18 protein-coding genes are annotated in these 17,578 nt (G+C 61.8%); 7 read left to right on the top strand and 11 right to left on the bottom strand.

The features are described 5' to 3' along the window. Positions 1-5: 5 nt before the first annotated feature. Complete coding sequence (locus DBV08_RS09940; protein WP_124567334.1) at positions 6-446, bottom strand: hypothetical protein; 441 nt, start codon at positions 444-446, stop codon at positions 6-8. Between the two features lie 248 nt (positions 447-694). On the opposite strand from DBV08_RS09940, the gene DBV08_RS09935 reads away from it, so the two are divergent. The 5 genes from DBV08_RS09935 (at position 695) to DBV08_RS09915 (ending at position 5,013) form a co-directional block, all read left to right on the top strand. Further along, positions 695-2,320, top strand: coding sequence for an NAD(P)/FAD-dependent oxidoreductase (locus DBV08_RS09935; RefSeq protein ID WP_124567333.1), 1,626 nt, complete (start codon positions 695-697; stop codon positions 2,318-2,320). Then, positions 2,317-3,114: a mycofactocin-coupled SDR family oxidoreductase gene (locus DBV08_RS09930; RefSeq protein WP_124567332.1), complete on the top strand. Its 798-nt coding sequence runs from the start codon at positions 2,317-2,319 to the stop codon at positions 3,112-3,114. The genes DBV08_RS09935 and DBV08_RS09930 overlap by 4 nt, the downstream gene beginning before the upstream one ends. A gap of 4 nt (positions 3,115-3,118) precedes the next feature. Beyond that, entirely contained in the window at positions 3,119-3,949 is an 831-nt protein-coding gene (locus DBV08_RS09925) for a mycofactocin-coupled SDR family oxidoreductase (protein WP_029538560.1), read from the top strand. Positions 3,950-4,063: 114 nt separating this feature from the next. Then, positions 4,064-4,366, top strand: coding sequence for a hypothetical protein (locus DBV08_RS09920; protein WP_019749398.1), 303 nt, complete (start codon positions 4,064-4,066; stop codon positions 4,364-4,366). Further along, positions 4,363-5,013, top strand: coding sequence for a uridine kinase (locus DBV08_RS09915; RefSeq protein ID WP_124567331.1), 651 nt, complete (start codon positions 4,363-4,365; stop codon positions 5,011-5,013). The genes DBV08_RS09920 and DBV08_RS09915 overlap by 4 nt, the downstream gene beginning before the upstream one ends. Positions 5,014-5,034: 21 nt before the next feature. On the opposite strand, the gene DBV08_RS09910 is transcribed toward DBV08_RS09915, so the two are convergent. After that, a complete protein-coding gene (locus tag DBV08_RS09910) occupies positions 5,035-6,468 on the bottom strand; it encodes an FAD-dependent oxidoreductase (protein ID WP_095972466.1) in 1,434 nt (477 codons plus the stop codon). A gap of 301 nt (positions 6,469-6,769) precedes the next feature. Between DBV08_RS09910 and DBV08_RS09905 the strand changes: the two genes are divergently transcribed. Further along, a complete protein-coding gene (locus DBV08_RS09905) occupies positions 6,770-7,756 on the top strand; it encodes a tellurite resistance/C4-dicarboxylate transporter family protein (protein WP_124567330.1) in 987 nt (328 codons plus the stop codon). Here DBV08_RS09905 and narI read toward each other — a convergent pair. From narI to DBV08_RS09875, 6 genes are all read right to left on the bottom strand, one after another. Then, complete coding sequence (gene narI / locus DBV08_RS09900; RefSeq protein WP_019749403.1) at positions 7,730-8,461, bottom strand: respiratory nitrate reductase subunit gamma; 732 nt, start codon at positions 8,459-8,461, stop codon at positions 7,730-7,732. The two genes, DBV08_RS09905 and narI, sit on opposite strands and share 27 nt — an antisense overlap. Before the next feature lies 1 nt (position 8,462). Next, positions 8,463-9,134 carry a nitrate reductase molybdenum cofactor assembly chaperone gene (narJ, locus tag DBV08_RS09895; protein ID WP_095972463.1) on the bottom strand — a complete coding sequence of 224 codons (672 nt, stop codon included), beginning with the start codon at positions 9,132-9,134 and terminating at the stop codon, positions 8,463-8,465. Next, a complete protein-coding gene (gene narH / locus DBV08_RS09890; RefSeq protein ID WP_019749405.1) occupies positions 9,131-10,789 on the bottom strand; it encodes a nitrate reductase subunit beta in 1,659 nt (552 codons plus the stop codon). The genes narJ and narH overlap by 4 nt, the downstream gene beginning before the upstream one ends. Continuing rightward, the gene (locus DBV08_RS09885; protein WP_124567329.1) at positions 10,789-14,466 is read right to left on the bottom strand and encodes a nitrate reductase subunit alpha; all 3,678 of its coding nucleotides are present in this window, start codon (positions 14,464-14,466) and stop codon (positions 10,789-10,791) included. The genes narH and DBV08_RS09885 overlap by 1 nt, the downstream gene beginning before the upstream one ends. Positions 14,467-14,636: 170 nt before the next feature. Next, a complete protein-coding gene (locus tag DBV08_RS09880) occupies positions 14,637-15,248 on the bottom strand; it encodes a uridine kinase (RefSeq protein WP_124567328.1) in 612 nt (203 codons plus the stop codon). Next, a complete protein-coding gene (locus DBV08_RS09875) occupies positions 15,245-15,679 on the bottom strand; it encodes a nucleotidyltransferase domain-containing protein (protein ID WP_095972460.1) in 435 nt (144 codons plus the stop codon). The genes DBV08_RS09880 and DBV08_RS09875 overlap by 4 nt, the downstream gene beginning before the upstream one ends. A gap of 119 nt (positions 15,680-15,798) precedes the next feature. On the opposite strand from DBV08_RS09875, the gene DBV08_RS09870 reads away from it, so the two are divergent. After that, positions 15,799-16,284 (top strand): flavodoxin family protein, encoded by a 486-nt coding sequence (locus DBV08_RS09870; protein WP_124567327.1) that lies wholly within the window; start codon positions 15,799-15,801, stop codon positions 16,282-16,284. Here the strand turns inward: DBV08_RS09870 and DBV08_RS09865 are convergent. From DBV08_RS09865 to DBV08_RS09855, 3 genes are all read right to left on the bottom strand, one after another. Beyond that, positions 16,257-16,502, bottom strand: a complete 246-nt coding sequence (locus tag DBV08_RS09865; RefSeq protein ID WP_019749411.1) for a hypothetical protein — start codon at positions 16,500-16,502, stop codon at positions 16,257-16,259. The genes DBV08_RS09870 and DBV08_RS09865 overlap by 28 nt on opposite strands. Beyond that, positions 16,502-16,888 (bottom strand): nuclear transport factor 2 family protein, encoded by a 387-nt coding sequence (locus DBV08_RS09860; RefSeq protein ID WP_095972459.1) that lies wholly within the window; start codon positions 16,886-16,888, stop codon positions 16,502-16,504. The genes DBV08_RS09865 and DBV08_RS09860 overlap by 1 nt, the downstream gene beginning before the upstream one ends. Before the next feature lie 112 nt (positions 16,889-17,000). Further along, a complete protein-coding gene (locus DBV08_RS09855) occupies positions 17,001-17,501 on the bottom strand; it encodes a flavin reductase family protein (RefSeq protein ID WP_124567326.1) in 501 nt (166 codons plus the stop codon). Positions 17,502-17,578 lie beyond the last annotated feature (77 nt).

Below are 17,578 nucleotides of genomic sequence, written 5' to 3'. Positions count from 1 at the left end.
AAGCGTCACCGGATCACGTAGGTGACATTCATGGCCGGGTAACCCGAGGTCATCGTCACCGTGACGTCGTGGTCGTCGGTGGCGTACGTACCGCCGACATCTGCCCTGGTCTTCGAATTGGTGGCACTGAAGACGAACACTCCACCGTCGTCGGAGCGGTACGTGAGCACGATGGGGAAGTCGTTCTGGTTCTTACTGGTGGCGACTACGTTGACGTTCGTGTTGGGGAGGATGTAATCCGCCGGCGGGACGACCCAGTCGCCGTTCGGATTGGACGCGTCGACCAGATACAGGGCCCCGCGACCCGAATTGCTGATCATCGCCGTCGTGACGGATGTGTCGGTTATCGACTTCACCGTGTTCGCACCGGCGGCGCGGGCAACCAGAGCTGCCATGCTGAGGCCGGAGAAGGAAATTGCTTCGGGTCGAATTGTGTTGGTGCTCATCATGTTCTCCTCGATTTGTCGGTCTCGGTGACCGTGTGTTTCGGTGATGAGACAACTATGGCCCCCAATTCCCTTCAGGTCTGTCCGCCTACAGGTCCCAGTGCCGGACGACATCGGTGTCCTCCGATCGGTGGACAAACCCGCCTCGCCCGACCGCCCGCCCACCCAGTGTCATGGGGTGGAGGCTCCGCCCACCCAGCGGGAGAACCCGTTCCTCTACCAACCAACCCACTCGTAGCGTGACCACCATGACCGATCCTGACTTCTCCACCGCACCACTCGACGTCGTAGTCATCGGCGCCGGCGTCGCCGGCATGTACGCCATGCACCGACTTCGCGAGCAGGGGTTGCGTGTCCACGGCTTCGAAGCGGGCTCCGGAGTGGGCGGCACGTGGTATTTCAACCGCTACCCGGGCGCACGCTGCGACGTCGAGAGTTTCGACTACTCCTACTCGTTCTCCGAAGAGCTGCAACAGGAGTGGGACTGGAGCGAGAAGTACGCCGCGCAACCGGAGATCCTGTCCTACCTCGATCACGTTGCCGATCGTTTCGACCTACGCAGTGGGTTCACCTTCGATACCCGTGTTCAGAGCGCACAGTTCGACGAGGCTTCGTCGACGTGGCGAGTGCGCACCGACCGTGGTCATGACGTCACCTCACGCTTCGTGGTGTGCGCCACTGGCAGCCTCTCGACCGCGAACGTTCCGAACATTGCAGGTCGGGAGACTTTCGGCGGTGAGGTCTTCCACACCGGCTTCTGGCCGCACGAGGGCGTCGATTTCACCGGCAAGCGAGTGGGAGTGATTGGTACCGGATCGTCGGGCATCCAGTCCGTTCCTTTGATCGCCGAGCAAGCCGAGCACCTCTTCGTGTTCCAGCGGTCCGCGAATTACAGTGTGCCGGCGGGAAACACACCGCTCGACGACAAGCGGCGCGCCGAGATCAAGGCCGACTACGCCGAGCGTCGAGCACTGTCCAAGCGCAGCGGCGGTGGATCACCGTTCGTCTCGGACCCTCGCAGTGCGCTCGAGGTATCCGAGGCCGAGAGAAACGCGGCCTACGAAGAGCGGTGGAAGCTCGGCGGTGTCCTGTTCGCCAAAACCTTCGCCGACCAGACCAGCAACATCGACGCCAACGCAACGGCAGCAGCGTTTGCCGAGGCCAAGATCAGATCGGTGGTCGAAGATCAGGCCATCGCAGACTTGCTGATCCCGAACGATCATCCCATCGGGACCAAGCGGATCGTGACGGACACCGACTACTACCAGAGCTACAACCGCGACAACGTGAGCCTGGTCGATCTCAAGAGCGCACCGATCGAGGCAATCGACGAGGCCGGGATCAAGACGGCCGACGCCCACTACGAACTCGACGCATTGGTGTTCGCCACCGGTTTCGATGCGATGACCGGGGCACTCGATCGCATCGAGATCCGTGGCCGCAGCGGCGAGACCTTGCGAGAGAACTGGCATGCGGGTCCGCGAACCTATCTCGGCCTGGGAGTGCACGGCTTCCCGAACCTGTTCATCGTCACCGGACCCGGTAGCCCGAGTGTGCTGTCGAACATGATCCTCGCTGCCGAGCAGCACGTCGACTGGATCGCCGACGCGATCGAGCATCTCGATTCCAACGGCATCGACACCATCGAGCCGAGCGCCGAAGCCGTGGACACCTGGCTCGAGGAGTGCTCGCGTCGGGCGTCGGCAACATTGTTTCCATCCGCGAACTCCTGGTACATGGGAGCCAACATCCCGGGAAAGCCGAGGATCTTCATGCCCTTCATCGGAGGCTTCGGTGTCTACTCCGACATCTGTGCAGACGTGGCAGCAGCGGGATACCGAGGCTTCGAGCTGAACAGCGCGGTGCACGCATGAGTCGTCTCGAAGGCAAGCGGGTGCTCGTAACGGGTGCTGCCGGCGGAATGGGACGCTCACACTGCGAGCGGCTCGCCGAAGAAGGCGCGTCCGTGATCGCGTTGGACGTCGAACAAGCACAATCGGGGTTGGCGGAAACCGCTCAGGCAGTGCGTGATCGAGGCGGTGCCGCGGTCACCGGTGTGGCGGACATTCGGGACTTCGACGGCTTGGCCGCAGTAGTGGCCGAGTGCGTTACCGAACTCGGGGGTCTGGACGTCGTGGTCGCCAACGCCGGCGTCTACGACACACCGGGGCCGTCGTGGACCATCGAACCGGCAGTGTGGAACCGATCGCTGGACGTCAATCTCACCGGGGCGTGGCACACTGTCAAGGCCTGTGTTCCGCACTTCGGCGACGGTGGATCCGTCGTTCTGGTCAGCTCGACCGCCGGAATCAAAGGTATTGCCGGAGCGGGTCATTACAGCGCCGCCAAGCACGCTGTGGTGGGTCTGGCCAGAACGCTGGCCAACGAGTTGGGGGCGGGGGGCATTCGCGTCAACTCCGTGCATCCGGGTTCGGTACGTACCCCGATGATCATCAACGAGCGAGTGTTCGCGAACCTGTGCCCGGACATCGAGAATCCCACCGAAGCAGATGCTGCTGCAGTACTGAGCGCACGCAACCTGTTGCCCGTTCCCTGGGTCGATCCGGTGGATGTCAGCAATGCCGTCCTGTTTCTCGCATCCGCGGAGTCCCGTTACATGACCGGCTGTCAGTTGGTCGTCGACGCCGGCCTGACCCAGAAAGTGTGAATTGATGACTTCTCGATTGGAAGGCAAGATCGCGCTGATCACGGGTGCGGCTCGAGGAATCGGGCGGGCACAGGCCGTGCGTTTTGCCGAAGAAGGCGCGGACATCATCGCGGTCGACGTGTGCACGTCGGTGGAAACGACAGTCACGCCGCCCGCAACAGAGGCCGATCTCGACGAGACCGTTGCGCAGATCCGGGCGATGGGGCGAAAGGTCGAATCTGCGGTAGTGGACGTTCGGGATCTCGAGGCACTACGCAGTGCGGTCGACGCGGGGGTCGAAGCGCTCGGCGGACTCGACATCGTGTGCGCTACAGCCGGTATCACGTCCTCCGACGCGGCACTGACCATGTCGGAAACGATGTGGCAGACCATGCTGGACGTGAACCTGACCGGGGTGTGGCACACCACGACGGTCGCGGCTCCGCACTTGATCGAGCGAGGTGGGGGATCGATGACTCTCACGAGCTCCATCGCCGGACTTCGGGGGCTGGTCGGGGTTGCGCATTACACCGCAGCCAAGCACGGTGTAGTCGGTCTGATGCGTTCGCTGGCAAAGGAACTGGCGCCCTACAACGTGCGGGTCAACACGGTCCATCCCACCAACGTCGACACCCCGATGATTCAGAACCCGTTGGTGCGCGGCAAGTTCCGCCCCGATCTCGAGAACCCGACGCGGGAGGAATTCGCTGCAGCCGCGATGACGATGAACATGCTCGCCATTCCGTGGATCGAACCGGTGGACGTAGCGAACGCTGCTCTGTTCCTGTCTTCCGACGAGGCCCGCTACATCACGTCGGTCGCCCTGCCGGTGGATGCGGGTAGTTCATCCCGCTGAAGTTCTGAACAACAGAAGTTCTGAACAGCTGAAGTTTTGAATAGCGGAGTTATGTCACGCTGAGATCTGCCACGGTGTGTAGCGTCGGGTTCAACTGACCGAAAGGCGCACACCGTGGCGGAACGACGCTATCTGGAAGTTACCGTCGGGACCAACATCGTCATGGTCCTCGACCACCGCACGGTGGAGGTCTTCGACCGCACCGCTGCGAGCACGAGCGAAGTGGCTCGCTGGCATGTCGAACACATTGCGGTGAAGGCGAAACCGTCGAAGTCGGGACTGAAGCTCACCATCGGAAACCGGCTCGCCGACGACTCCATCGCGGTAGCGGGTCCACGGGCGTCAATGACGGTCCCGCCGGAAAATGAAGCCGCCGTCATCGCGTTCTTCGACGAGGTCAAGGCCGCTCGGGTGTGAATCGGCAGAAGACCTTCGGCGCGGATGATTCGGGTTCTCTTGTCGAGCACGTCGTACGGTGCCACGAAGTACGCTTCGGACGCACTGTCGTCGGGCTCTCGGGAATCGAGGCGTCCGGAAAATCGACGATCGCAGACGAGTTGGCTGACGGTATCTTGACGGCGGGCCATGACGTCGTCACGATCCGTGGCGACGAGTTCTCGACTGCGAAAGCCGTACGAAACAACAATCCCGACACGGTGCGTGGGTATCTCGAGGATGCGTACGACTATTCGATCCTCAGCAGTCGTGTGCTGGTGCCGCTACGGTCGGCCGAAGTTTCCGACATTTCCTACGTCTCGACTGATCCGGAGACGGACGAATCGGTGGTAATGAAGTCCAGGGTTCCAGATCGTGCCATCGTGCTCGTCGAGGGAGTTCTGCTCTTTCGGGGACTGACGCGAGATCAGTTCGACCTACGAATCTGGGTTGAAGCCAGCTTCGACGAGTCCTTGCGGCGCGCGAAGGTTCGTCCGCGCGATGTGAGCTATTACGGGACCGCCGAGGCGATAGTGTCCCGGTACGAATCCCGGTTTCATCCGGCGCAGAGGATTCATCTGCGTGACGATCGACCACAACTGACGAGCCACGTGATTGTGCGCAGCTAGTCAGTCGAAAGGCCGACGGTATCAAGCTTGGCGCGCGGCAGCGTGGGCCCCGGCGACACGGCCGAATGCGAAGGCGTCGGCAATGTGGAATCCACCGTCCTTTGCCGCGCTGTAGGTGGAACTCACCGCGCCCGCCGCATACAGTCCCGGAATCGGGCTACCGGCGGTGTCGAGTACGCGGGAATGACCGTCGCGGCGCGGCCCACCGCTACTCCATCCCAGCAGCGGTGGCCCGGAGACGGCGTAGAACGGAGCGGTCGCTATCGGAGCCAAAGTCTCGGGCTTGCGACCGAACGAGTGGTCTACGCCGTCTGTGCACGCCTCGTTGTAGCGGCGCACGCTCGTTTCCACGACTGTGGGGTCCAGTCCGAGCTTCTCGGCGAGCTCGGCAAGCGTGTCCGCCTTGACGATCCAACCCTTGTCGATCTCGGCTTGATTGTCCGAACTCCACTCGTACCCTTCGTCGAGGACTCTGTGTCCGACGGGCAGTGCGTCACGGCTGGGGCTCAATTGTCCGGCCAACCGCATCGTCTCGTCGAAGACGATGTTCATCGGTTGCACTGGAAAGTGTTGGTAAGAGCCCTCTCTGAACACATGACCGTGCCGCATTTCGGCTGACTCGTCGGTGAAACGTCGACCTTCCCGGCTGAGGAACACGTAATTATGTGCATTCCACAGCGCGAGAAAGAAACCCGTGGGATTCTCGGGATCACCGGGGATTCCCGTAATGGTCATCATGTTGTTCATATGCCACAGATCTGCGCCCACTGCCTGCGCCATGCGGTGGCCGTCGCCGGTTGCCGACGGTGAGCCCCAGATCTTCGGATTCTCCAGACGCAAGTAGTCGCGGACCATGGCCGGATTCGCTTCGAATCCTCCGGTGGCAAGAATGACGCCCCGGCGCGCTTGGATCTCCGAAGTTTGTTCACTCGAACGGACCTCGACTCCGGTTACCGATCCGGATTCATCCGTCAAGAGTCTGGTGGCTTCGGTGTCGAAAAGAGTGGTGATGCCGCGTTCAGCGAGAGCGGAAACGAGGAAGCGGTAGAGAAGTTCATTGCCCATCTTCCCTTCGATGGTGTCCATCCCTGCGTAACAAGAACTTCCGTCGAGTTCGCCGTACTCCGCCGTGGAATGGAAATCGCCGGTCATCGCTACAGATGCACCCAGACTGCGGAGCCAGTCGGACAGTCCTTGCGTATTCTCTGCCCAGGCGTCGATGACATCGTCGGCAACGGTGAACGATCCGTTCAACGAACGCAGGAAGGTGCGGGCGGCAGCAGGGTCCTGGTTGACGAACCATCCACTGCCGGACAGTCGAGTATTGCCGCCCGCGGCATCGCGTCCACTCTTCTCCAGAATCACCACCGAGGCGCCGTCAGCGTGTGCTTGGAGTGCTGCGGCGGACCCGGCAGCACCCGATCCGATGACGATGACATCGACGTTGTTGTCCATGTCACAAAGCTATGGTCAGATGGTGGCGCCCCATACGTGCCTTCCCGGTGAGCGAGAGAAGGCCTGTTCCGGACAGTCGTCCGAGGATCAGAGGGTGCACATCAAGTACTCAGCTGTTGGGCCTCGACTTGAAAAACTGGACCGCACTGAGTGTTGCGACAATCGGCCAACAGGCCACGGCGATCCAACGCTCCAGATTCTTGCTTCGGCGTGCCGAGCGGGGAACGATTCGGGGCGGACCAATTCGAATTGCCGGGTCGAAATCACCGCACCCGGCTGCACCGTCACGCATCATGGATGTGTGTCCGGCGATCACCGCGCTAGATCGACAGCAGGCCGCACGCTCGAGGTCATCCCTCCGGGCGCGGGAGCGGCCGCGATGTCCTCTGGAATCGTGTCCGTAGCGTTGCATCTGACCGGGCTCGAGGCGTTTTCGCTGGTGTGGCTGGTGATCGGGACGGCAATCTGGCTCGTTCTCGCTGTGGTGTTCGCATCGAGGTTGGTTGATGATCGAGCACGGTGGATCGACGAGGCGGATACCCCTCCGGCACTCACGGGTGTAGCGGCGACGACAGTCCTGGGCACGCGATTCGCCCTGTTCGATTGGAGTCTGGTCGGATTCACTGCGCTCGCGATCGCAGTTCTCGCGTGGATCGTGCTCATACCGGCGGTGATTCGACACTGGACTTCGCCGACCGTCGGCGTGCATTTTCTGCTGTGTGTGGCCACCCAGGGCCTGGCTGTGTTGGGAGCAACGCTGGCGGCCACAACCACGGCGCATTGGATCGCGATTCCGTCGGCCGTTGCTTTCGTTCTCGGCCTGGCGTTCTACGTCCTGGTGCTCGTCAGGTTCTCGTTCAACCAGCTCCGCATCGGTGCCGGAGATCATTGGGTCTTCGGTGGGGCGCTGGCGATTTCGACGCTTGCGGCCGGAAAACTGTCCGCAGCAGCGCAGGCTGTCGGTTGGCCGCAAGGACTGCATCATTTCTGCCAACGGTTGAGCGTGGGGCTCATGGTCATCGTGCTCGGATGTTACGCAGTGTTGCTTGTCTGCGAATTGGTCTGGCCGCGAATCGACTACGACGTCAGACGCTGGTCGACCGCATTCCCGATGGGCATGACCTCGGCCGCGTCACTGACCGTCGCAGCGACGGCGTCAGCTACCTGGTTGAAGCTGGTAGGTGAAGTGTTGGTGTGGCCGGCGGTAGCGCTGTGCACAGTCCTGCTGATCGCTTCGCTGCGACGATTGCGGGCGGTGAGTTCACCAACCCCGACGGTGGGGACGTGAGCCGACCAGCTCGTTCTTACGAGCGTCGTCGCGGCTGCGGTAGACGATGTACGGCCGGAACAGGTACGCGACCGGTGCACTGAAGACATGCACGAGGCGCGTGAACGGCCACAATGCGAACAACACCATGGCAATCGAGACGTGGATGTGGAAATCGAGCGAGGCCTGAGCCATCAGGTCACCTCGGGGCTGCAGGATCCAGATCGAACGAAACCATGGGGAAACGGTTGTGCGGTAGTTGGTTTCCTCGCCGAACGCACCGGAGCCGAGCACTGTTGTTGCCAGACCGGCGACGATTGCGGCGATCAGCACCACGTACATCAATTTGTCGTTCCACGTCGTTGCCATGAAGACGGGTCCGCGGGTGCGCCTGCGGTACACGAGAATCCCGGCTCCGACCAATGTGGAAACACCCGCAATCGAGCCCAGTACAAGGGCTTGCACGTGATAAACGTGCTCGCTCATCCCGATCGCGTCGGTCCACGACTGCGGTATCACCAACCCGATGAAGTGCCCGACGATCACGACCAGGATCCCGAAATGGAACAGTGGGCTGCCGATGCGGAGCAATCGGTGTTCGTACAATTGGGATGATCGTGTCGTCCAACCGAACTTGTCGTAGCGATAGCGCCACCACGTACCGATCACGAAGATCGCCAAGACCACGTACGGAACTACATCCCAATAGATTTCACCGGCAGACATCTCACGTCACTCCTTCACGGCGGGGTGGGACGGTCAAGGTGAAGAGTTCGAGTCCGACTGCTTCGGCCGGCGGACCCGACGCCGCTAGATGCTGGGCTCGAAGGACGTCCTGATTCGACACGGACGGCAGTGTTCCGCACACCGCCGCGAGAACCGGCGCGTACGGTGAGTTCGAGTCGGTCAGTGCAGACCAGATGGTCTCCAGCGGAACACGATGCGCTGAGAGCAGTTTCGATCCGGCTTCGGGATCGACGCATGCGGCGAACTCGAGTACGACGGTCAGGTGGTCTGCCGATTCGCTCTTCGGAGGCTCGACTCCGGCCCCGCGGTACGCGTCGGCGAACGACAATATCTCGCGCCCTCGATTGCGTGTATCGCCCGCAGTCCAGTACGTCAGGTAAAGGGTGCTGCGCCGCCGGAGGTCGAACGTTTCGACGTACTGTGTTGCCGCGACGTATTCGTCGCAGCCACGCAGAAAGCGACAGGTCTCGGCGAGCTGATCTCGCGAATTCGGCGGCAGATGGCCGAGGATGTCCTCGACGACGCCGAGTCGCTCGCCTTGACCCGCGTCGGGATAGGCCAACAGCAATCCGGCGGCATGCCACACCAGTCGGTGTTGCGCGACCGCGCTGCGGCGACCGCTTCCGCGATTGCCTCGGCCGAACCCGATCATCGACGCGCACCCCGATCGGGAAAGAGCCCAGTGGGTTTGCCCTTGCCGTCCCAGTTCAGGAGATTGACCCGGGACGGGTCAGCGGAGTTGGCGGACAATTCCTCCGTCGTCTGACGCTCACGCAAGGCGTGAAAGGTCTCGACTGCCACCGGGACCGGGCCACCGCTGGCCTCGCCGAACGGTCCGGACTCGTGCATACCGGGGCCGCCGTCGAAATCCAGAGCGCACTCGGTTGCCGTCTCCTCGAGTCTGTGCCCGTCGACCGCGTAGGCAGTGGGAATGATGTAGCGCTCCTCGTACTTGGCCAAAGCCAGAAGGCGGTACATCTCGTAGATGTCTTCCTCCGTCATTCCTACCGCCTCGGGGATATGGGGCTGAGGTTCACGTCCGAGGTTGATGTCGCGCATGTACGAACGCATCGCGGCCAGTCGTCGCAGAACTCCGTCGACGATGTCGGTATCGCCGGCCGTGAACAGTCCGGCCAGATATTCGATCGGAATCCGCAACGAGTCGAGAGCACCGAAAAGATTGCCGACGTCCTCCCCGTCGTGGCCGTCGCGGCTCACGGCATCGACCACGGGAGACAGGGGCGGGACGTACCAGACCATCGGCATGGTGCGAAACTCCGGATGAAGGGGCAGTGCGACGCGATAGTCCTTGATCAAAGCGTGGATGGGTGACCTCTGCGCCGCCTCGATCCACTCGTCCGAGATACCCTCTGCACGAGCACCTTCGACGACCTCGGGATCATTCGGATCCAGCAGGACATCGAGTTGAGCCTCGTACAGATCCTTCTCGTCGGGTACGGTCGCCGCCTCGAGTACCTTGTCGACGTCGTAGAAGATGAGGCCGATGTATCGCAAGCGGCCGACGCAGGTCTCCGCACACACGGTCGGCAGCCCCACCTCGACGCGCGGGTAGCAGAACGTGCATTTCTCGGCCTTGCCCGTCTTGTGGTTGAAATACACCTTCTTGTAAGGACATCCGGAGACACACATCCGCCAGCCGCGGCACTTGTCCTGGTCGACGAGAACGATCCCGTCTTCGGTTCGCTTGTACATCGCCCCTGACGGGCAGGATGCGACACACGACGGATTCAGGCAATGCTCACAGATCCGCGGTAGATAGAACATGAAGGTGTCTTCGAGTTGGAGTTTGACCTCCTCGTTGATCTTCTTCAGCACGGGGTCGTTCGGCACGATCTCAGGCGAACCGGCCAGATCGTCGTCCCAGTTCGCCGACCACTCCACCTTCATCGGTTTGCCGCTGATCAGGCTTCGTGGTGCTGCCACCGGCATGTGCTCGCCCAAGGGCGCCTGCGTGAGATTTTCGTAGTCGTACGTCCAGGGTTCGTAATAGTCTTCGATGGACGGCATTTTCGGATTCGCAAAGATGCGTGAGAGCTTCTTCAGTCGGCCACCGTCACGCAGGCGGAGTCGGCCGTTCTTGTCGCGGACCCAACCGCCGTTCCATTTCTCCTGATCCTCGTAGGTTCGCGGATAACCCTGCCCTGGTCGCGTTTCCACGTTGTTGAACCACACGTACTCTGTGCCGGATCGGTTGGTCCACGCCTGTTTACACGTCACCGAACAGGTGTGACAGCCGATGCACTTGTCCAGATTCATCACCATCGCCAGCTGCGCCATGACTCGCATCAGTACGTCACCTCCTGCGAGCGACGTCGTACGACCGTCACTTCGTCACGTTGATTTCCGGTCGGACCGAGGTAGTTGAAAGCAAACGACGTCTGTGCGTAACCGCCGGCGAGGTGGGAAGGTTTGATCAACAGTCTGGTCAGCGAATTGTGGATTCCGCCACGCTTTCCCGTCGTTTCGGTAAGTGGCACGTCGATGGTCCGCTCCTGAGCGTGATAGACGTACACCACCCCGTCCGGCATCCGGTGCGAGACGATCGCTCGACACACGACCACACCGTTGCGATTGACCGCTTCAACCCAGTCGTTGTCCGACACCGCGATCTTGTCAGCGTCTCCTGGGCTCATCCACATTGTCGGACCGCCACGCGAGAGCGAGAGCATGAACAGGTTGTCCTGGTACTCGGAATGGATGGACCACTTCGAGTGAGGGGTCAGATACCGGACGCTCAAACCGATTCCACCGTTCCGATCACCGAGCGCAGGCTCGCCGAAGAGGCTTGCCATGTCGAGCGGTGGCCGGTAGATCGGTAGCTGCTCGCCCAACTCCTCGATCCAGTCGTGATCGAGGTAGAAATGCATTCGACCGGTCAGGGTGTGGAAGGGTTTGAGTTCTTCGATGTTGACAGTGAATGGTGCGTATCGGCGACCACCGGTTTCACTACCGGACCATTCCGGACTGGTGATGACCGGAACCGGGCGAGCTTGAGTGTCGGCGAACGTGATTCGCCGTTCCTTGCTACCGGATGCCAGGTGAGTCAGTGGTCGACCAGTTCGCTTTTCCAGCTGGGCGAACCCTTCGACGGCCAATCGTCCGTTGGAGGTGCCGGACAGCGCCAGAATTGTCTCGGCCATCTTCTCGGCAGTGTCGAGCGCCGGTCGACCGGCGGCAACACCTGAATCGAAGACCCCGTGTTTGGCCGCCAACTCTTCAACTTCGCGTGTCGGATGCGTCGTGACGCCCTTGGTGGTGAGTCCGGCCTTTTCGACGAGTGGACCCAACGCAGCCCATTGTTCGGCGACTGCTGGGTAGTCTCGCTCGACGACTACGAGCGGGCCCATGGTCTTTCCCGGGACAGGTGTCTCGCCGCGAGCGCGCCAATCGTGTTCTTTGCCTGCACGATAGGCCATTGCGCCAGGTGTGTCGTGTTGGAGTGTGCCCATCACGACATCTCGGCGCTTCCCGAGGTGCTTGCGCGCCAGGACACTGAATGTCTTGGCGATGGAGCCGAAAGCGTCGAAATCGGAACGTGTTTCCCACGGCGGGTCGATGGCGGGGGTGAAAGCATGAATGAACGGGTGCATGTCCGTGCTCGACAGGTCGGCCTTCTCGTACCAGGTCGCGGCCGGCAGAACCACATCCGACAGCAAAGTGGTGGACGTCATCCGGAAGTCGATCGACATGAGCAGATCGAGTTTGCCCTCGGGGATGTCGTCGCTCCACGTCACTTCGCTCGGGCGCAGGTCTTCCGGTGTCGGCTCCGCCTGCAGATTCGAGTCCGTGCCGAGGAGGTGACGAAGGAAGTACTCGTTGCCTTTGCTCGACGAACCCAGAAGATTTGCCCGCCACACACTCAGAACCCGGGGCCAATTCTTGGGATTGTCTGGATCAGTGACCGCGAAATTGAGCTCTCCCGAAGCTAATTGGCTTGTGACGTGTTCGACGACATCGCGATCGTGAGTGTCTGCTTCGTCGGCGAGATCGAGACTGGAGCGATCGAACTGCGGGTAGAACGGCGTCCATCCCATCGACACGGCTGAGGTCAGCACGTCCATGGTGTGACGATCACGGAAATTGCCGCGGCCGGTGGGGCTGGACAAGGCGTCGGCCTGGTAGCCGTCGTATCGCCATTGGTCGGTGTGGACGTACCAGTAGGAGGTGCCGGCCATCTGGCGAGGCGGTCGGAGCCAATCGGTGCCCATCGCGACGGCTGTCCAGCCGGTGACAGGGCGGCACTTTTCCTGCCCGACGTAGTGCGCCCAACCCCCGCCGTTCCGGCCCATCGATCCGGTGAGTATCAGCAGGCTGAGGACAGCTCGATACGTCGCGTCGCCATGGAACCACTGACAGATCCCGGCACCCATGATGATCATCGAACGGCCACCCGAGTCGACGGCATTGGTGGCGAATTCACGCGCAATTCGAATCACCTGCGACGCACTGACACCCGTGATCGATTCCTGCCAGGCGGGGGTGTACGGCGCGCTCGCGTCGTCGAAGCCGGTGGGCCAGAGGCCGGGCAAACCGTCGCGCCGCACCCCGTACTGCGCGAGCATGAGGTCGAAGACAGTGCACACCAGACGGTCTCCGATGCGGCGCACCGGCACTCCCCGAATCATGCTCTCGCCGTGACCGTCTGGGGTGTCGAAACGAGGAAGATGGATTTCGGCGGTCTCGCCTCCGTCGGCGGCGACGGTCAATGCCGGTACCACGTCACCGAGATCGAGATTCCACTTCCCGACACCTTCGTCGCCGTAACGGAAGCCGAGTGAGCCGTTCGGTACGACCACGGTGTCGGTGACGCTGTCGACGAGAACCGGTTTGAACGCGGCGTTCTCACTCGATTCGCCGAGATCTGCGGCCGTCAGATTCTTTCCCGCGACCAGGCGCCCGTCGCGTTCCTCGACGGTGACGAGGAACGGCAGGTCGGTGAACTGCCGTACGTAGTCGACGAAGAACGGTTCGCTCTTCTCGACGAAGAAGTCGGAGAGGATGACGTGTCCCATCGCCATGGCCATCGCGCCGTCGGTCCCGGCGGCGCACGGCATCCACTCGTCCGCGAACTTGGTGTTGTCGGCGTAGTCAGGGCTGATCGAAACGACTTTGGTTCCGCGGTAGCGAACTTCGGCCATCCAGTGTGCATCGGGTGTGCGAGTCACCGGGACGTTCGATCCCCACATCATCAGATAGGACGCGTCCCACCAGTCCCCGGATTCCGGCACGTCGGTCTGATCGCCGAAAACCTGAGGTGAGGCGACCGGCAAGTCCGCGTACCAGTCGTAGAAGGACGTCATCACGCCACCGAGAAGTTCGATGAACCTCGATCCGGCAGCGAACGAAACCATGGACATCGCCGGAATCGGGGAGAAACCTGCAACGCGATCGGGGCCGTATTCCTTGATGGTGTGCACGTGCGCGGCCGCGATCATTTCGGTGGCTTCCGCCCACGTCACTCGTACCAATCCGCCTTTTCCCCTGGCCTGCTGGTACTTTCGGCGACGCTGCGGATCGGCTTGAATGTCAGCCCAGGCATCCACCGGATCGCCGAGTCGCGTTCGCGCCTCGCGGTACATCTCGACGAGCACGCCGCGTGCGTACGGGTACCGGACGCGGGTGGGGGAGTAGGTGTACCAGGAAAAGGCGGCCCCGCGTGGACACCCTCGCGGTTCGTATTCGGGCCGGTCAGGTCCCACCGTCGGATAATCGGTCTCCTGGGTCTCCCAGGTGATGATGCCGTCCTTGACGTAGATCTTCCACGAACACGAACCGGTGCAATTGACTCCGTGCGTCGACCGCACAACCTTGTCGTGACTCCAGCGATCCCGGTAGAAGATGTCGCCGTCGCGTCCCCCTCGACGATTCACAGTTCTGAGGTCGGCGGAGAACTCGCCAGGAGTGAAGAAGCGGCCGCCGCGAAGGAGAGCGTCTTCGGCCCTGCTGCCGATGTGTTCGACCACTGTGGCACTTCCTTCACATCCCCACGATCACCTCGAGTGATCGAGAATCTGACGAACGAGCATGCGTGTCCATAGAACCGTAAAAACGGACTTGTCGCGACCGTTCGGGAGAAGTCCCAGGCAGGGAGGGATGGCGAAATACGAGTATCGCTTGCGATCTTGACGCGGTACTAGGAGAGGATGCGCGGTAGGGCAGGGTCGGAGTTGTCGATGACGCAGTCCGCTCGGCTCCAGGGTCGTGCGGCCGCGAAGTAGAGCCGTTGGCCACCGACATATCTGTTCATCGACGGATGTTCCGGATCTGCGTTCGTTCCGTCGCGAAGGTGCATTCGCTGCGCGGTGACCTCGAAGGGCACGTCGAGGAAAATCGAGTAGTCCCATCTTTCGGCGAGTTCGTCACGATGCAGGAACAGGCCCTCGACGAGGACTATCGCTCCATCGGCTGCATGCAGGTACGCGGCGCTGTCCCGTCGTAGCAGGTACTCGCGGGTTCCTCCCGGTGTCAGTGGGTCGAGAACATGGCGTTCGAGGGCGTCGTAGTCGTAGCTGTCGAGCCAGAAGCCTTCCGGCGATTGCCGACCTCTGCGATGACGAATCTCCGGCGGATTGAGGAAGTCGTCGACGTGAATTACGATGACGGGGCGTGCATTCTGCTGTGCTGCAAGAGTTTTCGCGAATGTCGTCTTGCCGCTCCCATCGACACCGTCGATCGCGACGAGGGGAGAGCCGCGCAAGGCGGAGATTTCGGCGGCCAGGATTTCGAAGGCCGTCGCGGTGCTCATCGAGGAGTTCTTGCCGCGCCCGTGGCGACATCGAGAGGTCCCGTGTCGTACAGGATTCGGTGGCCGTCCGCGAGAACGCGTCGAGTGCCCTCGTCGAGGGGAACGTCCGCCCAGCTTTCGGTGGCGAAGTTCAGTTCGACGAGGAGCCCGGACCGCAGGCGGAAACGCCGCTCTCGGACCGGCCCCCAGTTCGCGGCGCCGACGAACCGCGCGTTGGGACGGATTTGCATGAACCAATCCCCGTTCACAACCGCGTCTGGATCTTCGGCCAGGATCATCAGATCGACATCACTCGCCATACGCTCCGCGCCGCGCGCGTAGGACCCGACCAGGGCTACAGCTTTGACGTCATCGTGCTCGGCGGCCCATCGTTCGACGTCGACGATCAACGCGTTCACCGCTCGTCTTCGCCCCTTCAATCGTGCTGACATGCCGGGTATCTTTCCTCACCAATGGGCAATCGATCCTATTCCTGCCCATATCCTTGGGGGAGTTCCGTGACCAACCCTGGGGAGAAAATGCATATGTCCACGACGAATGAAGGCAGTCGATGAAGGCAATCATCGTGTGTACCTCTGTCTCCCACGGCAATACGCGGCGGATCGCCGACGTCATTGCAGAGGTTCTCGATGCTCGCGTGGTCGAACCGGGCGAGATCGACTCCGCGGAGCTCGCCGGCTACGACCTCGTGGGCTTCGGGTCCGGAATCTATCTGCGCTCGTACCACGAAGATCTACGCGCGTTCATCGACTCGCTCGCCGTAGAACGACGATCCAAGGCTTTTGTCTTTGCTACCAGTGGTTTTCCCGACAAGGGGATTCATCATTTCTCGCGTCCGCTGGTTCAGCTGCTCGAACAGAAGGGCTTCGATGTGGTCGCCGCCTTCTCGTCCCGTGCGTGGGATACGTATTTTCCGTTCAAGCTGTTCGGCGGAATCCGCAAGGGGCGGCCGAACGCCGACGACCTGGAATCGGCGCGCACGTTCGCCGAAGTGCTACGCGGAAGCGTTCAGGACAGCTTGCCCGGCACTGGATAGCTGCGCAGGCTCATCTCGAGCTCTCCGGCGTCGGCGAGATCGTTGATCGTCTGGCGCAGAGCACCACACGTCCGTTGAGCGTTGGCACGGCCGTTCTCGCGCCCCAGTTCCGGGCACACCTCTTGCGACTCTTCGAGCCATTGGACGCTGGTGTGCGCGTCGCTGTACTTCTCCACCAGGACACGATTTCCGCAGTTGCGGCAACTGACCTGACGCATCAGCGTGCGATCAGATCGGCCGGTGACCAGAAGGCACGCATGCTCGTGATCTTGGCGTCCGCGTCGAAAGTCATGACGTCGATCGGTTCGACCTCGTAGATCTGGTCGCCGACCGGCGTGACGACGCGGAAGTGGAAGGCCGCGCTGGATCCGCTCACCCGCAGGGTCAGCAGTTCCGTCTCTTGCGAACCGCCCTCGAGAGCGCCGTAGAACTCGGTGATCGCTGCCTTGCCGACTCGGGGTTCACTGCCGACCGGGTCTTCGAGTGTCGCGTTCTCGGCGTAGAGGGCGGCGATGTCCGCTGACGATCCGCGAGCCACGGCGTCGAGGTAGGTGGTAACCGTCGCCGTGATCGCGGCCGTGGTGTCTGGTTCGAGAGTGGTCATCGAGTTAGTCCGATCAGTCGAGAAGTTCAGGGTCTGACAACTACTTCGGACGCTATCGGTGCTGTCTCGATTCGGCGCCGGCATCTCCCACGCAGCGGGACAGCCTGAGCACTCAGGCGTCGAAGCGTCCGAACCCACCGCGGTAGAACAGAAGCGGACCGTCGTGGCGCAGCACGTTCAGATCGGTGATGCGTGCGACGACGATGGTGTGATCACCGGCGTCGTGCTCCTGCTCGACCGTTGCTTCGATGCGGGCGAGCGCGCCGCTCAGCGCCGGAGCGCCGTTGCCGGCTGCATCCCATTCGACGCCGAGGAACTTGTCCGTCCCGCCGCGTGCGAACGCCGAACACATGTCCTGCTGATCGTGTGCCAAGACGTTGATGCAGAGAGTTCCGGATTCGCGAAGCTTCGGCCAACTCGTCGACGTCTTCGCCGGGCAGAAGGAGAGCAGCGGGGGATCGAGAGATACCGAGACCAGGGACTGGCAGGTGAAGCCGAGGGGCGACTCTCCATCGTGAGCGGTGATGACGGTGACGCCGGTGCAGAAATTGCTCATCACGTTGCGAAGTGTGCGTCCGTCCAGAACTGGCGGCTCGGCGTTTTCCACGGTCATGTCGTCTCCTTGTTCAAACTCTGCAAACAGCTTCGGAAACAACGATGTGTGGCGGCGCGGCGGTAATCCAGCGGCAG

The sequence above is a fragment of the Rhodococcus sp. KBW08 genome, from assembly GCF_003852455.1.
GTDB classification, from domain to species: Bacteria; Actinomycetota; Actinomycetes; order Mycobacteriales; family Mycobacteriaceae; genus Rhodococcus_F; species Rhodococcus_F baikonurensis.
This window is presented reverse-complemented; position numbering and strand designations above follow the sequence as displayed.

Coding starts and splice junctions, on each gene's coding strand:
- DBV08_RS09940 (WP_124567334.1), bottom strand. CDS start 446: ATGAGCACCAACACAATTCGACCCGAAGCAATTTCCTTCTCCGGCCTC.
- DBV08_RS09935 (WP_124567333.1), top strand. CDS start 695: ATGACCGATCCTGACTTCTCCACCGCACCACTCGACGTCGTAGTCATC.
- DBV08_RS09930 (WP_124567332.1), top strand. CDS start 2,317: ATGAGTCGTCTCGAAGGCAAGCGGGTGCTCGTAACGGGTGCTGCCGGC.
- DBV08_RS09925 (WP_029538560.1), top strand. CDS start 3,119: ATGACTTCTCGATTGGAAGGCAAGATCGCGCTGATCACGGGTGCGGCT.
- DBV08_RS09910 (WP_095972466.1), bottom strand. CDS start 6,468: ATGGACAACAACGTCGATGTCATCGTCATCGGATCGGGTGCTGCCGGG.
- narI (WP_019749403.1), bottom strand. CDS start 8,461: ATGTCTGCCGGTGAAATCTATTGGGATGTAGTTCCGTACGTGGTCTTG.
- narJ (WP_095972463.1), bottom strand. CDS start 9,134: ATGATCGGGTTCGGCCGAGGCAATCGCGGAAGCGGTCGCCGCAGCGCG.
- narH (WP_019749405.1), bottom strand. CDS start 10,789: ATGCGAGTCATGGCGCAGCTGGCGATGGTGATGAATCTGGACAAGTGC.
- DBV08_RS09880 (WP_124567328.1), bottom strand. CDS start 15,248: ATGAGCACCGCGACGGCCTTCGAAATCCTGGCCGCCGAAATCTCCGCC.
- DBV08_RS09875 (WP_095972460.1), bottom strand. CDS start 15,679: ATGTCAGCACGATTGAAGGGGCGAAGACGAGCGGTGAACGCGTTGATC.
- DBV08_RS09870 (WP_124567327.1), top strand. CDS start 15,799: ATGAAGGCAATCATCGTGTGTACCTCTGTCTCCCACGGCAATACGCGG.
- DBV08_RS09865 (WP_019749411.1), bottom strand. CDS start 16,502: ATGCGTCAGGTCAGTTGCCGCAACTGCGGAAATCGTGTCCTGGTGGAG.
- DBV08_RS09860 (WP_095972459.1), bottom strand. CDS start 16,888: ATGACCACTCTCGAACCAGACACCACGGCCGCGATCACGGCGACGGTT.
- DBV08_RS09855 (WP_124567326.1), bottom strand. CDS start 17,501: ATGACCGTGGAAAACGCCGAGCCGCCAGTTCTGGACGGACGCACACTT.